The organism is Promicromonospora vindobonensis, assembly GCF_042685865.1.
Taxonomy (GTDB): Bacteria; Actinomycetota; Actinomycetes; order Actinomycetales; family Cellulomonadaceae; genus Promicromonospora; species Promicromonospora vindobonensis.
In genome coordinates, this window is sequence record NZ_JBHUOG010000001.1 from 1717908 (window position 1) to 1738789 (window position 20882).

General features: G+C 71.0%; 22 protein-coding genes. 10 read left to right on the forward strand and 12 right to left on the reverse strand.

The genetic code is table 11. The features are described from left to right. Positions 1-38: 38 nt before the first annotated feature. On the reverse strand, positions 39-1823 hold the full coding sequence (locus tag ACFS27_RS07720) for a cytochrome c biogenesis protein CcdA (RefSeq protein ID WP_377181617.1): 1785 nt from the start codon (positions 1821-1823) through the stop codon (positions 39-41). Positions 1824-2007: 184 nt separating this feature from the next. Here ACFS27_RS07720 and ACFS27_RS07725 point away from each other — a divergent pair, with 184 nt between their 5' ends. Then, on the forward strand, positions 2008-2694 hold the full coding sequence (locus ACFS27_RS07725; protein WP_377181619.1) for a fasciclin domain-containing protein: 687 nt from the start codon (positions 2008-2010) through the stop codon (positions 2692-2694). Between the two features lie 117 nt (positions 2695-2811). Here the strand turns inward: ACFS27_RS07725 and ACFS27_RS07730 are convergent, their stop codons facing one another. The 6 genes from ACFS27_RS07730 to ACFS27_RS07755 form a co-directional block, all read right to left on the reverse strand. Beyond that, entirely contained in the window at positions 2812-3594 is a 783-nt protein-coding gene (locus ACFS27_RS07730) for an anti-sigma factor (protein ID WP_377181621.1), read from the reverse strand. Beyond that, the gene (sigK, locus tag ACFS27_RS07735) at positions 3587-4168 is read right to left on the reverse strand and encodes an ECF RNA polymerase sigma factor SigK (RefSeq protein ID WP_377181623.1); all 582 of its coding nucleotides are present in this window, start codon (positions 4166-4168) and stop codon (positions 3587-3589) included. The genes ACFS27_RS07730 and sigK overlap by 8 nt, the downstream gene beginning before the upstream one ends. A 107-nt stretch (positions 4169-4275) precedes the next feature. Continuing rightward, positions 4276-5490: a D-mannonate dehydratase ManD gene (manD, locus tag ACFS27_RS07740; RefSeq protein ID WP_377181625.1), complete on the reverse strand. Its 1215-nt coding sequence runs from the start codon at positions 5488-5490 to the stop codon at positions 4276-4278. A gap of 47 nt (positions 5491-5537) precedes the next feature. Beyond that, positions 5538-6428 carry a carbohydrate ABC transporter permease gene (locus tag ACFS27_RS07745; protein WP_377181627.1) on the reverse strand — a complete coding sequence of 297 codons (891 nt, stop codon included), beginning with the start codon at positions 6426-6428 and terminating at the stop codon, positions 5538-5540. Further along, positions 6425-7384, reverse strand: coding sequence for a carbohydrate ABC transporter permease (locus tag ACFS27_RS07750; RefSeq protein ID WP_377181629.1), 960 nt, complete (start codon positions 7382-7384; stop codon positions 6425-6427). Before ACFS27_RS07750 ends, ACFS27_RS07745 begins: the two co-directional genes overlap by 4 nt. Beyond that, positions 7384-8697, reverse strand: coding sequence for an ABC transporter substrate-binding protein (locus ACFS27_RS07755; RefSeq protein WP_377181631.1), 1314 nt, complete (start codon positions 8695-8697; stop codon positions 7384-7386). The genes ACFS27_RS07750 and ACFS27_RS07755 overlap by 1 nt, the downstream gene beginning before the upstream one ends. Positions 8698-8968: 271 nt before the next feature. Here ACFS27_RS07755 and ACFS27_RS07760 point away from each other — a divergent pair, with 271 nt between their 5' ends. The 4 genes from ACFS27_RS07760 to ACFS27_RS07775 are packed head-to-tail and all read left to right on the forward strand — an operon-like array spanning position 8969 to position 12673. Further along, complete coding sequence (locus tag ACFS27_RS07760) at positions 8969-9895, forward strand: DUF6772 family protein (protein ID WP_377181633.1); 927 nt, start codon at positions 8969-8971, stop codon at positions 9893-9895. Further along, entirely contained in the window at positions 9892-10224 is a 333-nt protein-coding gene (locus ACFS27_RS07765) for a hypothetical protein (protein WP_377181635.1), read from the forward strand. The genes ACFS27_RS07760 and ACFS27_RS07765 overlap by 4 nt, the downstream gene beginning before the upstream one ends. Before the next feature lie 10 nt (positions 10225-10234). After that, the gene (locus tag ACFS27_RS07770; RefSeq protein ID WP_377181637.1) at positions 10235-11536 is read left to right on the forward strand and encodes an MFS transporter; all 1302 of its coding nucleotides are present in this window, start codon (positions 10235-10237) and stop codon (positions 11534-11536) included. Positions 11537-11596: 60 nt separating this feature from the next. Then, a complete protein-coding gene (locus tag ACFS27_RS07775) occupies positions 11597-12673 on the forward strand; it encodes a LacI family DNA-binding transcriptional regulator (protein WP_377181639.1) in 1077 nt (358 codons plus the stop codon). Between the two features lie 34 nt (positions 12674-12707). Here the strand turns inward: ACFS27_RS07775 and ACFS27_RS07780 are convergent, their stop codons facing one another. From ACFS27_RS07780 to ACFS27_RS07795, 4 genes are all read right to left on the reverse strand, one after another. Further along, on the reverse strand, positions 12708-13484 hold the full coding sequence (locus tag ACFS27_RS07780; protein ID WP_377181641.1) for a FadR/GntR family transcriptional regulator: 777 nt from the start codon (positions 13482-13484) through the stop codon (positions 12708-12710). A 70-nt stretch (positions 13485-13554) separates the two neighbouring features. Continuing rightward, positions 13555-14421, reverse strand: a complete 867-nt coding sequence (locus ACFS27_RS07785) for an endo alpha-1,4 polygalactosaminidase (protein WP_377181643.1) — start codon at positions 14419-14421, stop codon at positions 13555-13557. An 88-nt stretch (positions 14422-14509) separates the two neighbouring features. Further along, positions 14510-15163 carry an NAD(P)H-binding protein gene (locus tag ACFS27_RS07790; RefSeq protein ID WP_377181645.1) on the reverse strand — a complete coding sequence of 218 codons (654 nt, stop codon included), beginning with the start codon at positions 15161-15163 and terminating at the stop codon, positions 14510-14512. 165 nt (positions 15164-15328) lie between these two features. Next, positions 15329-15850: a pyridoxamine 5'-phosphate oxidase family protein gene (locus tag ACFS27_RS07795; protein WP_377181648.1), complete on the reverse strand. Its 522-nt coding sequence runs from the start codon at positions 15848-15850 to the stop codon at positions 15329-15331. Between the two features lie 149 nt (positions 15851-15999). Here ACFS27_RS07795 and ACFS27_RS07800 point away from each other — a divergent pair, with 149 nt between their 5' ends. Further along, positions 16000-17085, forward strand: a complete 1086-nt coding sequence (locus ACFS27_RS07800) for a phosphotransferase family protein (RefSeq protein ID WP_377181650.1) — start codon at positions 16000-16002, stop codon at positions 17083-17085. Between the two features lie 32 nt (positions 17086-17117). Here ACFS27_RS07800 and ACFS27_RS07805 read toward each other — a convergent pair whose 3' ends face one another. Continuing rightward, positions 17118-18308, reverse strand: coding sequence for a TDT family transporter (locus tag ACFS27_RS07805; protein ID WP_377181652.1), 1191 nt, complete (start codon positions 18306-18308; stop codon positions 17118-17120). Positions 18309-18394: 86 nt separating this feature from the next. Here ACFS27_RS07805 and ACFS27_RS07810 point away from each other — a divergent pair, with 86 nt between their 5' ends. The 4 genes from ACFS27_RS07810 (at position 18395) to ACFS27_RS07825 (ending at position 20831) form a co-directional block, all read left to right on the forward strand. Continuing rightward, positions 18395-19285 carry a LysR family transcriptional regulator gene (locus ACFS27_RS07810; protein ID WP_377181654.1) on the forward strand — a complete coding sequence of 297 codons (891 nt, stop codon included), beginning with the start codon at positions 18395-18397 and terminating at the stop codon, positions 19283-19285. Between the two features lie 87 nt (positions 19286-19372). After that, the gene (locus ACFS27_RS07815; RefSeq protein WP_377181656.1) at positions 19373-19540 is read left to right on the forward strand and encodes a hypothetical protein; all 168 of its coding nucleotides are present in this window, start codon (positions 19373-19375) and stop codon (positions 19538-19540) included. Beyond that, positions 19540-20259, forward strand: coding sequence for a DsbA family oxidoreductase (locus tag ACFS27_RS07820; RefSeq protein WP_377181658.1), 720 nt, complete (start codon positions 19540-19542; stop codon positions 20257-20259). Before ACFS27_RS07815 ends, ACFS27_RS07820 begins: the two co-directional genes overlap by 1 nt. Then, entirely contained in the window at positions 20256-20831 is a 576-nt protein-coding gene (locus ACFS27_RS07825) for a TetR/AcrR family transcriptional regulator (protein ID WP_377181660.1), read from the forward strand. Before ACFS27_RS07820 ends, ACFS27_RS07825 begins: the two co-directional genes overlap by 4 nt. Positions 20832-20882 lie beyond the last annotated feature (51 nt).

Below are 20882 nucleotides of genomic sequence, written 5' to 3' on the forward strand. Positions count from 1 at the left end.
CCCGGACAGGGCGGCCGCCACCGGCCGCCCCCCGGGGATCAGCCGAACGTCATGGTGTAGACCTGCACGCCCTCGGGGACCTCGAGGTCCACGAGTCCAGCGGTCGGCTCGTCACCCTCCAGGAGCGGATAGAGTCGCGGGCTGCCCGAGACGTCGATGTTCGTGGTGGCCGGCCGTCCGTCGGCGGTCACCGTCGCCTCGACGGTCCCTTCACCGCCGAGGACCACGAAGACGTCGGCCGACCGGTACGCGAGGCGTACCCGTGCGTCGTCGGACAGCGCCCGCGCGCCCTGGAAGTCGATCTCCCAGGTCCCGCCGAGCGAGAACGTGTCCTGCTTCTGCTCGTCCTCGAGGACGAACTTCGTGCGGCCTGCCGCATAGCCCGGCTCACCCGCGTAGTTGATGACGCGCTTGATGGAGAAGTACGTCTCGGGCGTGATCGCGTCGTCCGGTGTCGTGTCCTGCACGGTGGTGGGCTCCGGCAGGTCCACGCCGGGATCGGCGTCGGTCAGGAGCTCACGGATGAGCTTCTCGGTCTGCTCGTAGCCGCCCTCGCCCAGCCGGATGTGCCGGACCGTGCCTTCGGCGTCGATCAGGTACTGGGCCGGCCAGTACCGGTTCCGGTAGGCGGTCCAGGTGGCATAGGAGTTGTCCTGGGCGATCGGGTAGGTCACGTCGAGGTTCTCGGCGCCGGCGATGACGTTGCGCGTCTCGCGCTCGAAGGCGAACTCCGGCGTGTGGACGCCGATCACCTCGAACCCCTCGCCGACGTCCCTGTACTGGTCGTACCACGCGTTGACGTGCGGGATCGCACGCTGGCAGTTGATGCACGAGTAGGTCCAGAAGTCGACGAGCACGACCTCGCCGCGCAGGGCCTCCAGCTTCAGCGCCTTGCCCTCCGGCGTGTTGAGCCAGGTGTCGATGCCGCGGATCTCCGGTGCCGTGCCGCAGTCCTCGAGCACGGGTGCGCCGTTCGAGCAGTTGGACAGCTCACGGTTCTCGTCGGTGACGAGCCCGCCGAGGTCGAGCGCCTCGCGCACCGTCTCCGAGGAGTCGACGCGCTGCTGGAGCGCACCCGTGTAGTCGGGGAGCTGCCGCTGGATCGCCGCGGGCAGGTTGAACGCGAGGGCGATGGCCAGCAGGATCACGATCACGCCGCCACCGGTCCGGATGGCCTTCGTGTGGCGCTGGAAGGCCTGGACCCGCTCGGCGATGCGCCGCCCGGCGAGGGCGAACAGGAGGAGCGGGAGGGCCGCGCCGACGGCGAACGACACCGTGAGGGCGACCGTCCCCGATCCGATGTTGCCCGTTGCGCCCGCGACCGTGATCGCGGCGAGGACCGGTCCTGCGCACGGCACGTAGAGCACGCCGAGGCCCAGGCCGAGGGCGAACGCGCCCCGGTCCTGCCGCGCCGCGCCGCGCTTCGCCCCGAACACGGCGATGCGCTGGAAGGGGCGTTCGAGGACGGTCTCGAACCGGGGCACGATCATGCCGATGCCCAGCAGCACGAGCAGTGTGATGCCCGCCCAGCGCAGCAGGTCCTGGGGCAGGCCCAGCACGGAGAGCAGCAGAGAGCCGAGCAGCGTGAAGACGCTGAAGCTGAGAACCAGCCCCACGATGACGATGTAGGGGCGCAGCGAGCGCCGGGTGCGCACCGCGGTTGCCGTACCGCCGGCGCCCGTGCCGGCTGTGTCGGCGGAGCCCGGCGTACGAGCGCCCTGCACACCACCCGCGAAGAAGATCACGGGCAGCATCGGCAGGATGCACGGCGATATCCCGGTGATGAGGCCTCCCAGGAGGCCGATGACGATGAGGGTTCCCATGTGGCGGGTTCGGCGCACGGGCCGTTCCGGATGGGTACGGCAGGTACTCCAGGTGCGTGCGGCGGGCGATCCGGGTGGTCGAAGAACTCGTGCCGTCCGACTCCCATCCGGGCGGCCGTCGGCTCCGAACCACGGTCAAGACGGCCCGTGAGACGCGGGACGACGACATACCGAGGAGAGACCGATGAACGTTCGAACCCGAAAGTCCTACGCAGCCGCCGGCATCGCCGCCCTGACCGTGTTCGGCCTCACAGCCTGCAGCTCCGGCTCAGCGGACGAGGCGACCGGTGCGAGCGAGACCGCTGCGACCGAGGAAGCCCCGGCGCCCGAGGAGGAGCCGTCGGACGAGATGTCCGAGGACATGGCTGCCGACCCGGCCGCGAACCTGGTCGGACCTGGCTGTGCCGCGTACGCCGAAGAGGTGCCGGACGGCCCCGGCTCGGTCACCGGTATGTCCACCGACCCGGTGGCGGTCGCGGCGTCCAACAACCCGCTGCTCACGACGCTGGTCGCTGCCGTGAGCGGCGAGGTCAACCCGGACGTCAACCTGGTCGACAGGCTGAACGGTGACGAGTTCACCGTCTTCGCGCCGGTGGACGACGCCTTCAAGGCGATCGATGCCGAGACGATGGAGACGCTGTCGACGGACGCCGACATGCTGACCGAGATCCTCACCTACCACGTGGTGCCCGGCCAGCTCACCCCCGACCAGGTGGTCGGCGAGCAGACGACCGTCCAGGGCGGCACCATCGAGGTCAGCGGCAGCGATGACGAGCTCATGGTGAACGACGCCAAGGTGATCTGTGGTGGCGTCATGACGCAGAACGCGACCGTCTACCTCGTCGACTCGGTCCTCCTGCCCACGATGTGACCCTGCAGCACCCCGCCGGCGACCGGCGTTGAACGCCCGACGGCCCGTCCCGACCGCAGAGGTCGGGACGGGCCGTTCGCCTGTGCGGTCCGGGACTGCCGGTGGAAGGCTCGAGGGCTAGGCGCCCAGTACGACGATCGGGTCCGTCGTCGGCTGCTCCGAGCCGGACTCCGGCTCGACCGACACGGCCATCCCGACGCCGTCGACGCCCCGGACCAGCGAGGACGTCTCGCCGTCCCGGAGCGACAGGACGCCTGCCGAGGAGACGCTGCCGTCGGCCGCCACGACCCAGAGCTGGTAGGCCTTGCCTTCGGCGGGCTCGGGCAGGTCGTCGGCCCGGAAGAGCATGTCGCCGTCGGCGACCAGCACCGACGCGGCGCCACCGCCCTCGACGGTGCCGCGCAGGATGGAGGCGTCGGGGTCGACGAGCATCTCGGACACGATCTCGCTCTGCTCACGCAGCCGGTCACGTTCGGCAGTGACCTGCACGGCGATCGTCGTCGGGACGGCGATCGCCGCCACAGCAGCCACCGCGGTGGCCGCGATGCCCCAGCGACGCGCTCGACGACGGGACGAGAGGTCGACGACGTCGTCGCGGGCCGCCGTCGGACCGGGACCCGGTGGCGGGGCCGCGGGCGGGGCGCCCACCTGGGGTGTGCGCTGCACCCGCTCGAGGACGCTCGCGCGCAGGTGGGCGGGGGGCGCGGTGTCGACGGCGAACGCCGCGACGACGTCGCGGTACTCGTCGAGTGCCCTGCGCGCGGCGGGGTCGGACTCGAGGAGCCCGTCGACCGCGCGTCGTTCCGCGTCGTCGAGAGCGTCCAGCGCGTACCCGGGCAGCAGGTCCCACACGTCGGCGTTCCCGCTGCGCCGTTCACCGTTGTTCGCGGAGTCAGCCACGACGCACCCCCAGGCATTCGCGAAGCCGACCCAGCCCGTCGCGGATCCTGCTCTTGACGGTCGGGAGCGCGGCACCGAGCTGCTCGGCGACCTCGCGATAGGTCAGGCCGCCGTAGTACGCGACGACCACCGCTTCCCGCTGGGTCGGGGTAAGTCCTTCGATGCAGCGGCGCACGGCCGAGCCCTCGAGGTTCCGCTCGACGTCCTCGACGACGACGTCGAGCGGAGCCTCACCCATGCGCAGGTCGGTGTCCCGCTGGTCGCGGTTCCTGCGGGACTGCTCGGAGCGCACGCGGTCGACCGCGCGCCGGCGCGCGAGCGTCGCGACCCAGGTACGGGCGGAACCGCGCGCCGCGTCGAATCGTGCTGCTGTCTGCCACACCTCCACCATCACCTCCTGGGTCACTTCTGCCGCATGGTCGGGGTCGCGCAGGACACCGAGCGACGCGCCGTATGCCACCGGTCCGAGCGCGTCGTAGACAGGCGTGAACGACGTCGGGTCGCCCCCGGCGCACGCCGTGAGGAGTGCGTCGACAGCGTCGCGCGACGCGGTTCGGGCTGGTGGTGAGGCCACCGCCCCAGTCTGCCCCACGAGAACCTCCGATCGTGTCTGCTCAGGTGGTTCGGCGCCGACCCGGACCTGGATGGGTTCCGCGTCGTCGTGGGGCGTGGGAGCGGGGTCTACCAGTCGTGGACCGAGCCGTCCTTCAGGCGGTTGACCGGCAGGTAGCCGGGCTCGTACGGGTGCGCGGCGGCCAGCTCCTCGTCCAGCTCGACGCCGATGCCGGGGACCTCGCCGGGGTGCAGGTAGCCGTCCTGGAACGTGTAGGCGTGCCGGAAGACCTCGTTGGTGAGGTCCGTGTGCCCCGAGTACTCCTGGATGCCGAAGTTGTGGACCGCCAGGTCCAGGTGCAGGGCAGCGGCCATCCCCACCGGCGAGATGTCCTCCGGCCCGTGGATGGCGCTCTTGATGCCGCGCTGGCCCGCGTAGTCGAACAGCTTCTTCATGGGGCTGACGCCGCCGAAGTGCGTGACGGCGGAGCGCACGTAGTCGATGAGCCGGTCGTCGATGAGGGTCTGGTAGTCGAACACGGTGTTGAACACCTCGCCGATCGCCAGCGGCGTCGTCGTGTGCTGCCGCACCAGGCGCAGCGCCTCCTGGTCCTCGGCGGGCGTGCAGTCCTCCAGCCAGAACAGGTCGTACGGCTCGAGGTCCTTGCCGAGCCGGGCCGCCTCGATCGGCGACAGCCGGTGGTGCGCGTCGTGCAGCAGCGGCAGGTCCGGGCCGAACTCGTTGCGGACCGCCTCGAAGACCCGCGGGATGTACCGCAGGTACGCGGCGGTGTCCCAGTCCTCCACGGCAGGCTGGGCGAGCACGTCCGGTGCGGACCCGTCGGCCGACGGCGCCGTGTGGACACCGTAGACCGACTGCAGCCCCGGGACCCCGCTCTGGATGCGGATGGCCTGGTAGCCGCGCTCCTGCAGCGCCCGGACGGAGTCGAAGATCTCCGCCAGGCTGGAGCCGTTCGCGTGCCCGTAGGCACGGATCCGGTCCCGGCTGGCGCCGCCGAGCAGCTGGTACAGCGGCAGGCCGGCGACCTTCGCCTTGATGTCCCACAGGGCGACGTCGACCGCCGCGATGGCCGCCATGGTGACCGGGCCGCGCCGCCAGTAGGCGCCTCGGTACAGGTACTGCCAGGCGTCCTCGATCCGGTGCGGGTCGCGCCCGATCAGCAGCGGGGCCACGTGGTCCCGCAGGTAGCTGACGACGGCGAGCTCACGACCGTTGAGGGTGGCGTCGCCGAGCCCTGTCACACCGTCGTCCGTGGTGATCTGGAGCGTGACGAAGTTGCGGCCGGGCGAGGTGACGACGACCTTCGCGTCGACGATCTTCATGCGGAGACTCTCTGTTGGCGGGATGGGGTGGGTGCGGACGAACGCCGTCAGCCCTTGGTGGCACCGGCGGTGAGGCCCGCCACGAGATAGCGCTGCCCGAAGACAGCGGCGAGGAGCACCGGCACGGTCATGAGGGTCGCGGCCGCCATCAGACCGCCCCAGTCGGTGCTCGCGTAGGACATGAAGTTGAACAGCAGCACGGGCATCGTCATGGTCCGCTCGTCCGCGAGGATCAGGGCGAAGATGAAGTTGTTCCAGCTGAAGATGAACGCCAGCACGGCGGCGGACGCCGTGCCCGGCGCCGCCAGCGGCAGCGCGATGCGCAGGAACGCCCCGAAGGCGGAGAGACCGTCGGTCCGCGCGGCGTCCTCGAGCTCGACCGGCAGGCCTTCGAAGAACCCGATCATGATCCACAGGATCAGCGGCACGGACACGAACATGTGGCTCAGGATCAGCACCAGGTGGCTGCCGACCAGGCCGAGCTGCGCGAACATGTAGTACCAGGGCACCAGCAGCGAGATGGCCGGGACGATGCGGGCCACGAGCACGATGGAGCCGGTGCGGCGCATCCGGAACCGGCCGACGGCCCACGCGGCGGGCACGGCGATGACCACGCTCAGCGCCGTCGAGACGACGCCGATGATCAGCGAGTTCGTCAGCGACTGCACGAGCACGCCGTCGGCCAGGACGTTGCGGAAGTTGTCCCAGGTGGGGGTGAAGGCCAGCCCGACGGTGGGGTCGGTGACCTGGACGTTCGTCTTGAGGGCTGCGGCGATCATCCAGACGATCGGCAGGGCGATCACGGCGCACACGACGACGATCAGCACGGCGCGCAGCACGCCGAGCACCCGCTGTGGGCGGGACCGCCGTCGGGCCACGATGCGTTGCGGGACCCGCGCCGGGGTGCGGTCGGGGGCGGGGGTGGTCACGGCGCTCACGAGGCGCTCCTCTCGGTCCGGCGCCGCAGCACCACCACTATCGCGACGATGAACAGCGTGAACAGGACCAGGACGGCCGAGGCGAGGCCGTACTCCTGGTAGTCGAAGGTGAGGCCGTAGGCGTAGACGTTCAGCGTCTCGGCCTCGAAGTCCGAGCCGCCGCCCGGCCCCTTGGTCGCGTAGATCAGGTCGAACGTCTTGAGCGCGTCGACGCCGCGGAGCACCAGGGCGGTGAGGATCGTGGTGCGCAGCATCGGCAGGATGATGTGGACGAACCGCTGCCACGCGTTGGCGCCGTCGACCCGGGCAGCCTCCTCCGGCTCCTCGGGGAGCGTGGTGAGTCCGGCCAGCAGCAGCACCGTCATCATCGGCGTCCACTGCCAGACGTCGATCAGCATCAGGGTCGGCAGCGACTGCGAGACCGACCCGAGGAACTCCTGCGGCGGGATGCCCACGAATCCGAGCAGATGGTTCGCGATGCCGTTGGTGGGGTCGAGGATGAGCATCCAGAGGATGCCGATGGCGACCGGCGTGGCCAGCAGCGGGACCATGAGGATGGTGCGGACGATCTCCATGCCGCGGAACGCCTTGCGCAGGAGCATCGCGAGCGCCAGCCCGAGCACCGTCTCCAGGACGACGGCGCCGAGCGTGAAGGTGACGGTCCGTCCCACCGCGGGCCAGAACCGCCGGGTGTCCGTGAGCGCGTCTGCGAAGTTCTGCAGGCCCACGTAGGCGTTGCCCGCGTTCACGGCGCCGAACGCGTCGGTGAGGCTGAGGTTGATGGTGAACGCCAGGGGGAACACGATCATCAGCCCGACGAACCCGAGAGCCGGGGACAGCAGGGCCCACTTGAGGCGGCGGTTCGCCTGCTCGAAGGTCACGAGGGGCTTCTCGGCCGCCTGCGGGCGGCTGCCGGGTGCGGCGCCGACGGCGGCGCGCGTGGTGGTCGTCGTCATCAGAACTCCCGCTGTCGGTTGTCACGGACGAGGAAGTCGTTGAACTCGGCGTCCGCGTCGGCGGCGACGGCCGGCACGTCCTCGCCGAGGATGCCGGACACGAGCGGGCGGCCGACGATGTCGCGGGCGCGGCCCACCTGCATGACGTCGGGGCGGTCGTGCCCGATGCCGTTGGCTGCGTTGACCCGCATGGTCTCCGCGAGCTCTGCCGGGAAGGACGCCAGCGTCTCCGGGTCGTCCCAGACGGACTGCCGGGCGCCCGGGATGCCCTCGGACTGCAGCCGGGCGACCATCTGGGGGCTGGTGGCCCAGCGCAGGAACTCCCAGGAGTCGTCGCGCAGGAGCGAGAACTCGTTGATGGCGAGGCTCCAGGACGGGATGTTGTGCGGGACGGAGCCGGCCGGGCCGGCCGGGAACGGCGCGAAGCCCACGGTGTCGGTGACCGTGGAGATCTTCTCGTCGAGGAAGTTGCTGTAGATCGCGTCCGCGTCGATGTACATGGCGGACTTGCCCTGCGCGAAGATCGGCATGGCCTGCTCGAGGCTCATGTTCGTGACCCCGGGCGGTCCTGCCTCGTGCAGCAGGCGCCCGTAGTACTGGTAGGCGGCGATCGCCTCGGGCGAGCCGATGCCCGACCGGCCGTCGTGGGTGAAGTCGCCGCCGAAGGAGTAGAGGAAGCTGGACCACTGCGAGACGGCGCCGTTGCGCTGCCCCCGGCCGACATACCCGAAGAAACCCTCGCTGCGCCGCTCGAGCTCCAGGGCGATGTCGAGCATGTCGTCGAGGGTCCGCGGCGCTCCGCCGAAGTCCTCGAGCAGGTCCTTGCGGTAGTACAGCGCCGGACGCTCGGTCACCACGGGCACGCTGACGGCCGCGCCACCGACGGTCGACCGCTCCCGCGGAGCCTCCTGGAAGTCGGTCCAGCGGAAGCCGGTGTCGCCGTCGACCCGGTCGGTGAGGTCGGCGATCCACCCGTTGCGGGCGAACATCAGCTGGTCCTGCAGCGGCCGGATCGTCATGACGTCGATGTCGGTGGCCGACGCGTTGAGCTTGACGTTGAAGCTCGACGTGAGCTGGTCGGCGGTGAGCATCCGCATGGTCACCCGGCGGCCGATCTTCTCCTCGAACTCGGGGAGGTAGCGGGCGATCGCCTGTGTCCAGACGTGGTTGATCGCGAGCACCCGCAACGGAGCGTCAGGAGCGGCCGTCTGCGGCCCGCGCGAGCAGGCCGCCAGCACGGACGCAGCGGCGAGCACGCCGAACGACCGTCGGGTCAGCTCGCCGGCGCGCCGAGGGCTCGTTGGCAGTGTCATGCGTGCGTCACACCTCCGTGTGTGGCCAGCTCGTCGAGCGCTGGGTAGGTGTGCCTGGACGGCTCGGACGGCGCAGATACCCAGCACTCGACGAAGGAAGGATCGCTGTGGTCCAACTGGTAGGACCAGTTGCACGCTAGCACGGTGGAGACGGTGACCCAAACGCCCCGCAGGGAGCTCTGTTGACACGGGCAGCACACCGACGTACAAATGATAAATCGATTGTTCACTGGAAACGTCGCCGACGAGGCGACCTGAACGGCTAGGAACCATGACCTTCTTCCCCTCCGGGTTCTTCGACCCGCTGCCACGGATCCTCGTGGCGGACGACTTCGACAACGGCATGAGCGGGTGGCTCGACCTGCGCCCGAACTTCGTGGCCCCCGGGTTCCGTGAGCACTCGGAGGACATCGACCTCATCCACTGGGGCCCGACCATGCTCAGCTCCGCGACCTTCGCGTTCGGAGGAACACACGGCTCGGCGAGCGGCACCTACTCCCTCAAGCTCTCGAGCCGCGCAGCAGCGGGCCCGGCCGACGAGCCCCCCGCACCCGGGTCGATGGGCCTGGCGATCAAGCGGCTCTCCGTGCCCCGTGACACCCGCCGGCTGCGGTTCGAGGCGCTCATCGCGCACAAGGCCGAGCAGGACCGGCCAGGGCTCGGGGTCAACGACCTGCGCGCGTTCGGCATGTTCGTGGACCTCCAGGACAGCGAGCACCGGTACATGCCCGGCGTCCGCTACGTGAACGCCGTCGCAGGCGAACCAGTACGCCGTTGGCAGTACTACAGCCCTACGGACGCCACCGACGAGGAGTGGAGCTATGGCGCCGACGGGTGGCACAAGGCCGGCATCGATCCGCAGTGGTTCGGCGAGCGCCGCGCCGACGGGTCGACCGTCGCGACCACCTGGTTCGAGGACGGCGAGCAGCACCTGATCTACAACGAGTCGGACGACAAGCTGAACTGGACACCGTTCTCCCTGACGGTCGACGTCGTAGGGCGCCGCTACGAGGAGTTCCGCGTCGGGAGCAGGAGCTTCCGCTTCCCCGAGGACGCGCGGCCGACCCTGGCACCTGCCTACAACGACATCGAGGGCCTGCTCAACCCCGTGTTCTTCGTCGAGGCCGACACCGATCGACGGGTGTCCCTGTTCCTCGACTCCGTGCTGATCTCCGCCGAGCAGGGAGAGCGGGCGTGAAGAACTTCTACAGCTCCGTGATCGAGCTCAGGCAGGACGTCGGCCAGCGGTTCGAGACCCACCCGTACGAATGCGGGTGGGCCGACGAGGCCATCTTCTTCGTCGAGCTGCACGACCCCGAGCCAGGCACCCACGTCGAGCTGCGCGTGCAGATCAGCGCCGACGGCATCCGCTGGCTCGACGAGGGAACGACGCTCGAGACGGCCGCCACCACATTCGCCCGCGTCAGCCACTTCGGAGGGTTCCTCCGACTGACAGGTTCCGCACGGAGGACCGACGGTGCGACGACGTCCGCCACCGTCTCCGTGCGCCTCGCTCTGAAAGGTTAGGAAGGAAACGATGACGTTCCGGATCAACAAGGCCACCATCGGCGCCACCGTCGGCACCGCACTCGAGTGGTACGACTTCTCTCTCTACGGGACGGCCAGCGCCCTGGTCTTCCCCGCCGTGTTCTTCCCGAGCCAGGACCCGGTGACCGCGACGCTCGCGTCGTTCGCCACGTTCGCGGTCGGGTTCTTCGCCCGTCCCGTCGGTGGCCTCATCATCGGGCACCTGGGCGACCGATACGGCCGACGGCAGATGCTCTTCCTCACGCTCGTCCTGATGGGTCTCTCGTCGACCCTGATCGGCCTCGTCCCGAGCTACGCGAGCATCGGTGTCGCGGCACCGGTCCTGCTGATCGTCCTGCGGGTGCTGCAGGGCTTCGGCGCCGGCGGCGAGTACGCCGGCGCGACGCTGCTGGCGGCGGAGCACTCCCGGGACGGCGCGCGCGGCCTGAACGCCTCGATCCCGGGCGCGGGGAACGCCGTCGGCGCGCTCCTGGCGACCGGCGTCCTGACCCTGCTCAGCACCACCCTCCCGCAGGAGGCCTTCCTGTCCTGGGGCTGGCGTGTGGCGTTCCTGCTGAGCATCGCCGTCAGCATCACCGGCGTCGTCATCCGGCTGCGGGTGGCCGAGAGCCCGGAGTTCGTCGCGACGAAGACCCGTGGCGACGTCCCCCGGGTGGCCATCGGGGAGCTCTTCCGGACCGCCGGGCGGAAGATCCCGTTCGCGATGCTCGCGAGCATCGGGCCCAACGTCGCGAGCTATCTCCCGTCGGTGTACGCGCTGACCTACCTGACCGCCTCCGTGGGAGCCCCCTCGTGGGTCGGGCTCACCGGCATCCTGATCGGCAACCTCCTCAAGCTCGTGACGATCCCGCTCGCCGGCTGGATCTCGGACCGGGTCGGGCGCCGTCCGGTGTTCCTCGCGGGGGCGCTCGGCGCCCTGGTGCTCATCTACCCGTTCTTCTTCCTGCTCGACACGGGTACCCCGGTCCTCGTGTGGGCCGCGCTCGTCCTGATCTTCACGTTCTGCAACGACGCGATGCTGGCGGCCCAGTCGGGCTTCATGTCGGAGCTGTTCGAGGTCCGGTACCGCTACACCGGGGTCACGTTCAGCCGCGAGATCACCGGGGCCCTCGTCGGCGGCACCCTGCCGTTCGTCGCCGCATCACTCACCACGGCGGCCGGGGGCGGGTTCGAGCTGGTGGCGCTGTACTGCGCCGTGCTGTTCGGGCTGGCCGCCCTCGGCATGTTCCTGCTGCCGGAGACCCGCGTGGCCGCCGGCGCGAGCACCGCGGCACGATCCGTCGAAGCATGACCTGGCGGTGGAGCGGCCGCCCGTTGGCCGCCGCTCCACCCAGCCCGGCATAGTGGGGCCATGAACGCATCCGGGCAGCACACGACGGCTCGACCCGGACCACGCAGCGGCCCCGTCCGGCTGGCCGACGTCGCGGCGGCGGCCCAGGTGTCCCCCGCGCTGGCCTCCCGGGTCCTCAACGGTGACCCGGCGGCGCGGGCCGCACCCGCCACCAAGGCACGCATCGTCGAGGCGGCGGCACGCCTCGGCTACGTCCCCAACGTGGCGGCGAAGAGCCTCCGCGTCAGCCGGACCGGGCTCATCGGCCTCGTCGTCCACGACCTGTCCAGCCCCATCTACCTGGAGCTGATGCGCGGGGCCCGCGAGGAAGCGGCCCGCCACAGCTACTTCCTGGTGCTCGGCGACGTCGACGAGCTCCTCGATGACGACGATGCGTTCCGGATCTTCATCAGCGGGCGACGGGTCGACGGCATCATCATGCAGGGCGGGCACAGCGAGCTCGACCTGCGGATAGGCGACATCGCGCAGGCACTTCCCACCGTCGTCGTCAACGCCCCGACCGAGGTCGACCACGAGGGGGCGACCCAGGTCTTCCCGGACGAGCCCGCCGCGACGCGTCTGCTCACCCAGCATCTGATCGAGCTCGGGCACCGGCGCATCGGCCTGGTCTCCGGTCCTCGGCAGTCCATGACCAACCGCCTGCGCGAGGAGGGCATCGTCTCAGCCCTCGACGCGGCAGGTCTGGAGCTCCGCGAGGACGACCGGGTCCACGGCGAGTGGTCGGCCGACGGCGGACGGGCCGGCGTCGACGAGCTCGTGCGGCGCTGGGGACCCGGGACGGACCGGCCGTCGGCCCTGATCGCCGGCAACTCCCTGATCGGCATCGGCATGCTCGGGGCGGTCGGGCGGCACGGCATGGTCGTCCCGCGTGACCTGTCCGTCGCGGCGGTGCACGACACCTGGATCAACGAGCACCTCGCCCCGTCGCTCACGGCCGTCAGCCTGCCGTTGCACGAGGTCGGGACGGTAGCGGTCAAGACGTTGCTGGCCGGGACGAACGGGGACCGGCTCACGTTGTCGGACCCTCCGCCCGTGCTGCACCGCCGCGCGTCGACGGGAGCACGCCCGGCAGGGTGACGCCGTCGCAGGTCGACGACGTCGAGTGCCGCCGCTACCGCTCCAGCAGCGTCTCGATGTGCCGGGAGGCCATCAGGTCGAGGCCGACGTCGAGATCCGGGCCGTACGTCCGTAGCCCGAGCGCGAGATGCTCGCGCATGCGCTCCCGGGCCAGCTCGACGTCGCGCGCCTGGATCGCCTCGACGATCTCGGGGTGGTGTGGCACCCCCGGCTCCCCGATCCGCGGGTCGGAGTTCGAGCGCAGCATCATCTCGAACATCATGCCGCCGATCGACGACAGCATGATCCGCAGCACCGGGTTGCCGCAGGCGGCGGCGATCGTGTCGTGGAAGCGGAGGTCCTCGCGCGCCTTGTCGACGACGTCGCCCGCCGACTCGACCCGGTCGAGCGCACGGACGATCGCCTCGACCTCCTCGTCGGAGGCCCGCTCCGTGGCCAGCCCCGCGATCTCGACCTCGAGCGGGATGCGCGCCTCGATGAGCTGCCGGACGGTCGGCCGCTCGGTGCGGTAGAGCGCGTCGTATCCCCTGGCGTGCGCGGAGGACTGCTCGGTGACGAACGATCCGCGTCCGGGCGCCACCTCGATGAGGTCGGTGGCCTCGAGGCGGCGCAGCACCTCCCGGATCACGTTCCGGCTCGCGCTGAACTGCACCGCGAGCTCGCGCTCCGAGGGCAGCTTGGTACCCACCGCCCACTCGCCCGTGCGGATCTGCTGCTCCAGCTGCCGCGCGATGTGCTCGGTGAGCAGACCCCTGCGTCCGGTCGTGCCCGTCTCACGGGGGTCCGACGGCGGTGCGAGGGGGGAAGTCATGCGTCGAGGATAAGCATCGGTGGCGTCAGCACTACCCCGCCGGCCCCGGGACGTCACCGCGGCCGGCCGCTCAGCACTGCTCGTACGCGTAGGCGGCCTGGTCGGGTCCCACCAGGTCCCGGTCGCGCAGGATCGTCAGCGGCGCACGGGCCGGGTCGGCGCAGACGGCGGCGAAGTCCTCGGGGAGGTTGTCGGTGTACTCGATCTGGAGCACGTGCTCCCCATAGACGCCGGTGTACGAGCCGCACTCGTCGTAGGCGGCGCACTCCTCGGTGACCGCGAAGTCGAACCCGAGCTCGCGGCCCTGCGTCGTCGCCTCGGCGGCGTTCTTCTGCCCGATGGCGAGGCCCGCCTCGTGGGCGATGTCGATGTAGGAGCCCGCGAGCGCCAGGGCGTCCGCCTGCTCGATCAGGCCGGTGCTCGGCTCGCTGAACCGGGTCCAGGTGTCGAGGTTGTCGATCTCCACCGCCTCGAAGCCCGCGTCGGCGCACCCTGTGATCACGGGACCGAGGATGCCGAGGATGCGGTCGCGCTGCCCCTGCGTCGAGGGGTCGAGGACGTACTCGTCGGGCCAGTCGGGGTCGATGACGAGCTCGCCGGCGGCGTCGTGCAGCAGCAGGTCCTCGTTGCCGTCGAGCCAGAGGTCCGCCTGGCCGGGCTGGGTCTGGAACCCGTTGACGTAGCAGATGTTGTAGGCCCCTGCGGCGGTGGCCGCTGTGGCGTCCCGTACGACGACGTCGAGCCCGCCGTCGAGGTCGTAGGCGGCACCGAGCTGATAGTCGAACTGCCCGCTGACGGGCGGAAGGGTCACGTCGGCGACCTCGACGGACGCGGTGCCCTGACCTGCGCCGTGCCCCGCCTCCGCCTCGGCGCTCGGGCCGCCCTGGCAGGCGGTCAGTGTGAGAGCGACGAGCGCGGCGACGATCAGCTGAGGCATCTGCCGATCGTAGGCGGAACGCAGGGGCGACGACGCGAGCCTCCGACAACTGCTCAGTCGGAGTGATCGCTCCCGCCCTGCCGACGGATCAGGCCTCGGTCACGGCGACCGCCTGCGCGATCGGGGTCCGACCGTTGCCGAACGGGATGGTGCGGCCCACGGTGCTGTCGTCGGCAAGGACCGCTGCGGCCACCGCCGCGACGTCGGCCCGCGAGACCCGGCCGTCGCCTGGGTTGACCACCTCGATGAGCCCCGTCGGCTCGTCCATGGTGAGCGGTCCGGGCTGCAGGATCGTGTAGTCGAGGGCCGAGGCGCGCAGGTGCTCGTCGGCCGCGGCCTTCGCCTCCGCGTAGGCGAAGAACGAGTTGTCCTCCGGCACGCCGTGGTCGGGCTGGGCGCCGAGGTACGACACCATCACGTAGCGCATGACGCCCGCCTCGTTCGCCGCGTCCATCGTGCGGATGGCGGCATCGCGGTCGACGGCGTAGGTGCGCTCCGGGTTCCCGCCGCCCGCGCCGGCCGACCAGACCAGCGCGTCGTGCCCCTCCACCACGGTGACGAGGCCATCGACGTCGAGGTGCTCGACGTCGGCGATCAGCGGGATCGCGCCCGTTGCCGCGACCTCGTCCTGGTGGTCCGGGTTGCGGATCACGCTCGTGACGACATCGCCTCGCTCGACCAGCAGCGGGGCGAGCCGGAGCGCGATCTTGCCGTGGCCACCGATGATCAGAACACGGGACATGGTGCTTCCTTCCGTCGGGTTCGGCTCCAGGCTATGCCGGGTTGCCGCCTCGGTCGGTTCAGGCTCGACACCGGGTGGCGACCTGAGGAGCAGCAACCGAGCGGCAGGGCACGCCCAGCACCCCTCAGGCCCCCGCCCCCAGACCCCGCCCTCAAGCCCGCCCGCTCACGCCCCCTGCCGCTCCGCCCGCTGCCGCACCAGCTCCTCGACCGCGCTCGGCAGCGTCGTCTCGAAGTCGATCAGCTTGACCCAGGTCGGTGTCACGACGACCCGCACCATGCCGTCGACGTAGAGCGAGCGCACCTCCGCCTCCCACTCGACGCGCTGCTCCGGCGTCATCTCGTAGGTGGTGTTCGCCTCGAGATACTCGTCCGGGATGCCGTCGACGACGTCGAGCTCGGCGGGACCGCGGACGAGCAGGATCTTGGGCGGGTGCACCTCGGTGTCGATCGTCAGCGCGACCATCGGGTTCGCGCGCAGGGCCGGCAGCTTCGGTGCGTTCTTCGTCGTGCACATGACGATCTCCGTGCCGTTCCAGACGAACGCGATCGGGACGTTGCGTGGCGTGCCGTCCTTGGCGACGTAGGCGAGGCGCGTCAGGTCCCTGGCCAACAGCTCCTGGCTGACCGGCCGGTTCAGGATCTCGGTGATCTCGTTCTGCTCCATCATCATCACTCCCGTTGTCACGGCGGCTCCTCGTAGCCGCTGCTGCCCCTGGGACGGAGCCGGGAGCAGCCTCTCGACATCCGCATCAAGAACGGAATTTCATTGTTCCTCCCGTCGTGGTCGGATGTCCTTCGTCCACGTCTCCACAGCACCGCCGCCGTGAGGAACAGATGACCGAGCGCACCCTGCCCGACGCCGAGACGGTCGAGGCCGCCCTCGCCTCCCACGAGGGCCCTTGGGGCGCCGGCGCGCGGGTGCTCTCGGTACGGGACCTGTCCACCGGTCTGGGGCAGGCGGCGGTCCTCCGGGCGAGCGTCGCGACGCCGCACGCCTGCACGTCCCCGTGGATCGTCAAGATCCTCGGCTGGGGTCGCCAGACCCTGCTCGACTCGCGCGACCGCCTGCTGGACCGCCGCGAGGCCCATTTCTACGGCAGCGGCATCTCCGACCTGCTTCCCAGCGGGCTGACGACGCCGTCCGCCGCGACGGTGTTCCGGCACCACGACCGCACCTGGCTCGTGATGCGCGACATCGGCGCCGTCCTGCAGCAGTGCTGGACCCCGGACTCCGCAACGACCGCCGCCCGGCGCGCAGCGCTGCTGTACGTCCCTGGATCGGTACGCCCCGGCCTGCTCGACGCCCCCTGGCTGGAGCTGGCGGGCTACGCCGCCTACGCCCATCACGTTCCGGCAGGCCACGCGAACCTCGATGCGCTGGCCGACGACGCGCGGCTCAGGGCACTGTTCACTCCCGAGCAGGTACGCAGCCTGCACACCTGCCTGGACGCAGCCGGAGAGCTGGGTACCCGCGCGGCGGAGCTGCCCAGCACGCTGGTGCACGGTGACCTCACCCCGCGCAACGCCGGCCTGGACCCGTACGGCGCCCTCGCCCTGATCGACTGGGAGCACGTCGGCGTCGGCCCGGTGGGCTTCGACCTGGGCACGTTCGTCTCGCTCTACCGAGCCTTCGGGGGCCACGGCGAGCTGGACGAGCCAGCACTCCTCGAGGCCTACGGCGGTGCGGTCAGCGACCTGGCGGGCACCGACCTCCGCCCCGCAGCGGCCCTCGGCTTCGCCACCGCCCATCTCACCTGGGGCCTGCACCTCCGGCTGGGCCCCGGTCTGACGGCGGTACGCCAGGGCCTCAACCGCGACGCCCCCGCACAGCTCGCCGCGCACCTCGACGACATCCGGTCGGGCTGCCTGCGTGCCCTGTCCTGGGCGGCCGCGGCCGGTGCCGTCGCCGTGCGCGGCTGACGCCCGCGGCCAGGGGGGCGGCTCGCCGCCGCTCAACCCACCGTGGTCATGGCGCGCGGTTCGGCGAGCGCGTCGGCCGGCAGCACGGCAGCCGCCGGCGCCACGGCCACAGGCTCCGGACGCTCCGCGACCGGCACGTCTGCCACCCGTCGCACGGTCCGTCGCACGGTCCGTCCCCCGCCGAAGGTGTCCAAGGCGGTCCGGACGGCGACGGTCGCCCATGCCGCCACCAGACCCGCGAAGAGCAGCACGGACAGCATCACGAGCGCCGTGAGCCCGGTGTGGGCCGCCAGCCCCGCGACCGCGGTGACGCACGTCCCGACCGGGAAGGTGAACGACCACCAGGTCAACGAGAACGGCAGCCCGCGGACGGCGGCACGCACGGTGATCGCGGTGGCGATCGCGGCCCAGAGCAGGGCGAAGCCGAGGACCGAGACCCCGAAGACGACGGCGAAGTACATCAGCCCCCTGCCGAAGCTCGCCCCGAAGGTCCCGGCGGCGTTGGCGGCCAGCAGGTTCGCCGCGGTGACCGACTGGCCGAGCGGACCAAGGGTTATCCACAGCGTGGGGATCATCCGGCTCGCGCCCACCTGATGGTGCATCAGCCGGCTCCAGAGCTGGGGGATGATCACGAGCGACGCGATCAGGCTCAGACCGAACATCGCGAAGCACGCCAGGAGCATCGTCTGGCGCGCCTCACCCGCCGGGAGATACGGCAGCAGCAGTGCCCCCGTGGCCGCGGAGACCATGGGCGGGACGACCGGCATGAGCCATCCGGCGAACGCGGCGTCGGCCGGGTTCTGGTGGCGCGTGAAGGCGAGGTAGGGCACCGCGACCGCGCTGACCAGCCCGCCGACGGTCCCCGCGGACCAGAGCACCGTGTCGATCGCGACGGCGGCCTCGAGCCCCACCACGTCACGTCCGACGAGGAGCGTCCCAGCGCCCACGGTGAGCAGGGCCATCGGCGGGGCACCGTAGAAGTGCGCCATCACCGGGTCCGAGTGGTGGGCGCGCGCGGCAGCGGGGTGCCGCACCCAGTGCAGCACGGTGGCGGTCAGGAAGAAGACGAGCATCGCGGACGCGAGCAGCCAGACGCCGAGCGCACCCGGACGCAGGCCAGGAAGCTGGACCGGCAGCGTCACGGCGGAGGTGGCGACGATCCCGGTACCCATCACGGAGGCGAACCAGTTCGGGGTCACGTGGGCGATGCTGAAGCGGGCCATGCGCCTCAGTCTCCCCACCGGTCGACCCGCCCGGTATCCTCCATCTCATTGTGGAACCACAACCTCACGTTGTAGCTGGGAGCGGCGTGGACCTGCCGACGCTCCGCCTCCTCTCGGCGATCGCCGAGGTCGGGTCGATCACCGCTGCCAGCAGGACGCTGGGCATCACCCAGCAAGCTGCCTCGATCCGGATGCGCCGGCTCGAACGACAGCTCGGTGTCGCCCTCCTGGTCCGCGGGCCCCGCGGCAGCTCGCTCACGCTCGACGGCACGATGGCGGCGCAGTGGGCCGCCGAGACCGTCGAGGCCGCCGACCGGTTCGACGCCGGCGTCGCGGCACTGCGCACGGCTGGACACGCCAGACCACTGGCCATCGCCGCGAGCCTGACCGTCGCCGAGTACCTGCTCCCCCGCTGGCTCATGACGCTCCGGGGCCGGGACCACACCGAGCACGCCGTCTCCGTGACCGCAACGAACAGCACGCACGCCATCGAGCTGGTCACCGACGGCAGCCACCAGCTCGGCTTCGTCGAGACGCCCGCGGAGATCCCCAGCCTCGTCAGCTCCACCGTCGCGAAGGACGAGCTGGTCGTCGTCGTCGCGCCACAACACCCATGGGCCCGACGCCGCGGCGTGAGCGCCGCCGAGCTCGCGCGCACGCCGCTCGTCACGCGCGAGAAGGGCTCGGGCACCCGGCTCAGCGCGGAGCAGATCCTTGCCGACGCAGGGCACGAGATCCCGGACCCGCTGGCCGAGCTCCCGACGACCGCCGGCGTCCGCACGGCCGTCGCCTCCGGTGCGGCCCCCGCGGTGCTCAGCATCCTGGCGGTCCGGGACGACCTGACGGCAGGCCGGCTGGTTCGTGTCCCCGTCAAGGCCCTGCGCTTCGTCCGCGAGCTGCGCGCCATCCGACCGCCGGGCGCGGCGCAGCTGCCGCAGCTGGAGGCGCTGCTGTCCATCGCGGCCCGGAACGGCTGAGCCGCACCGCCCGTCCGCGGCCACGGGGAGCTCACGAGGAACGGGCATGTTGACCCGCTGGTCAAGTTGTGGCTAAGGTTCTTGACCATGACGTCAAGTAATGCGGTCACGGAGCCGGCCCCTGCGGTCGACGCCCCCGCGGACCAGGCATCCGAGGCCGCCGTCGACGGCGGCGCGACCATCCCGTCACCGTTCGAGCTGCTGCCCACCGGCGAGTCGTTCGGCGTCTGCGACGTGGACGGAGTGTGCTCCTGATGGCCGGCGAGGCCTTCGGCCAGGCCACGGACCGGCTGGTGGTCGACGTGTGGAGCGACGTGATGTGCCCGTTCTGCTACATGGGCGACACCCTGCTGGCGCAGGCGCTGGAGAAGTTCCCGCATGCCTCCGGCGTCGACGTCCGGTACCACAGCTTCCTCCTGATGCCGGAGCTCTCCGACGACGACACCCCGGTCAGCCCGACCGAGCTGCTGTCGGCCAAGCACGGCCTGCCGCGCGACCAGGCGCAGGCGATGAACGATCAGGTCGCCGAGCGCGCGCGGCAGATCGGGCTGGACTATCACCTCGACGACGCCCAGGCCGTCGGCACGCGCACCGCGCACCAGCTCAGCCACTTCGCCGCCACGCAGGGCAAGCAGCACGAGATGGTCCAGCGGCTGTTCCAGGCCTACTTCACCGAAGGCCTCAACGTGGCCGACCGCCAGGTGCTCGGCGACCTGGCCGCCGACGTCGGCCTCGACCGTGACGCCGCCGGCGCAGCCCTGACCAGCGGCGAGTTCGCCGACGCCGTCGAGGCGGACATCCAGCAGGCCCGGCAGTACGGGATCCAGGGGGTTCCGTTCTTCGTGTTCGCCGGCAAGTACGCCGTCTCCGGCGCGCAGCCGGTCGAGGCGTTCCTGCAGGCTCTGGACACGAGCTGGGCCGAGACCGTCGGCTCCCCCGCCGTCGGCACCACACCGGCAGGCGCCGGCCGATGACGGCGGACCCTCCGCGGCTGCGCGCCGATGCGCGGCGCAACGTCGAGGGCATCCGGGTGGCCGCCCTCGACGTGTTCCGCGCGCACGGCCTGAACAGCCCGCTCGACGAGGTCGCGCGCGCGGCGGGCGTCAGCAAGGGCACCATCTACCACCGCTTCGGGGGCCGGCAAGGGCTGATCGACGCCGTGGTCGAGGAGCTGGTCGCCGAACGCATCACGGGCATCATCACGGCGGTGAGCGCCATCGACGACCCGGTCGAGCGGTTCGAGAGCTACCTCCGGCAGATCTGGCTGCTCCAGTACGACGAGCCCGCCGCCAACGACGTCCTGCTGCGCGCCCTGCCCGGCTCCGAGCAGGTGGTCGCGCTGTGCGAGCACGCCAGCAAGGCCGCCGGAGGTTTCCTCGGCGACGCCCAGGCGACCGGCGTGGTCAGGGACGACCTCACGGCCGAGGACGTCTACCTCCTCATCTGGGAGCGCGGCATCATCGCCCGCGCCTGTGCCCAGCAGCCCCGCGAGGGCTACCGCAGGCGTCTCGAGTACACCCTCCGCGGACTGCGCAGCGAGCAGTAGCCAGAGCTCACCCGGCACCCGCCCGACCACCGTCGTCCTCTACGGTGGAGA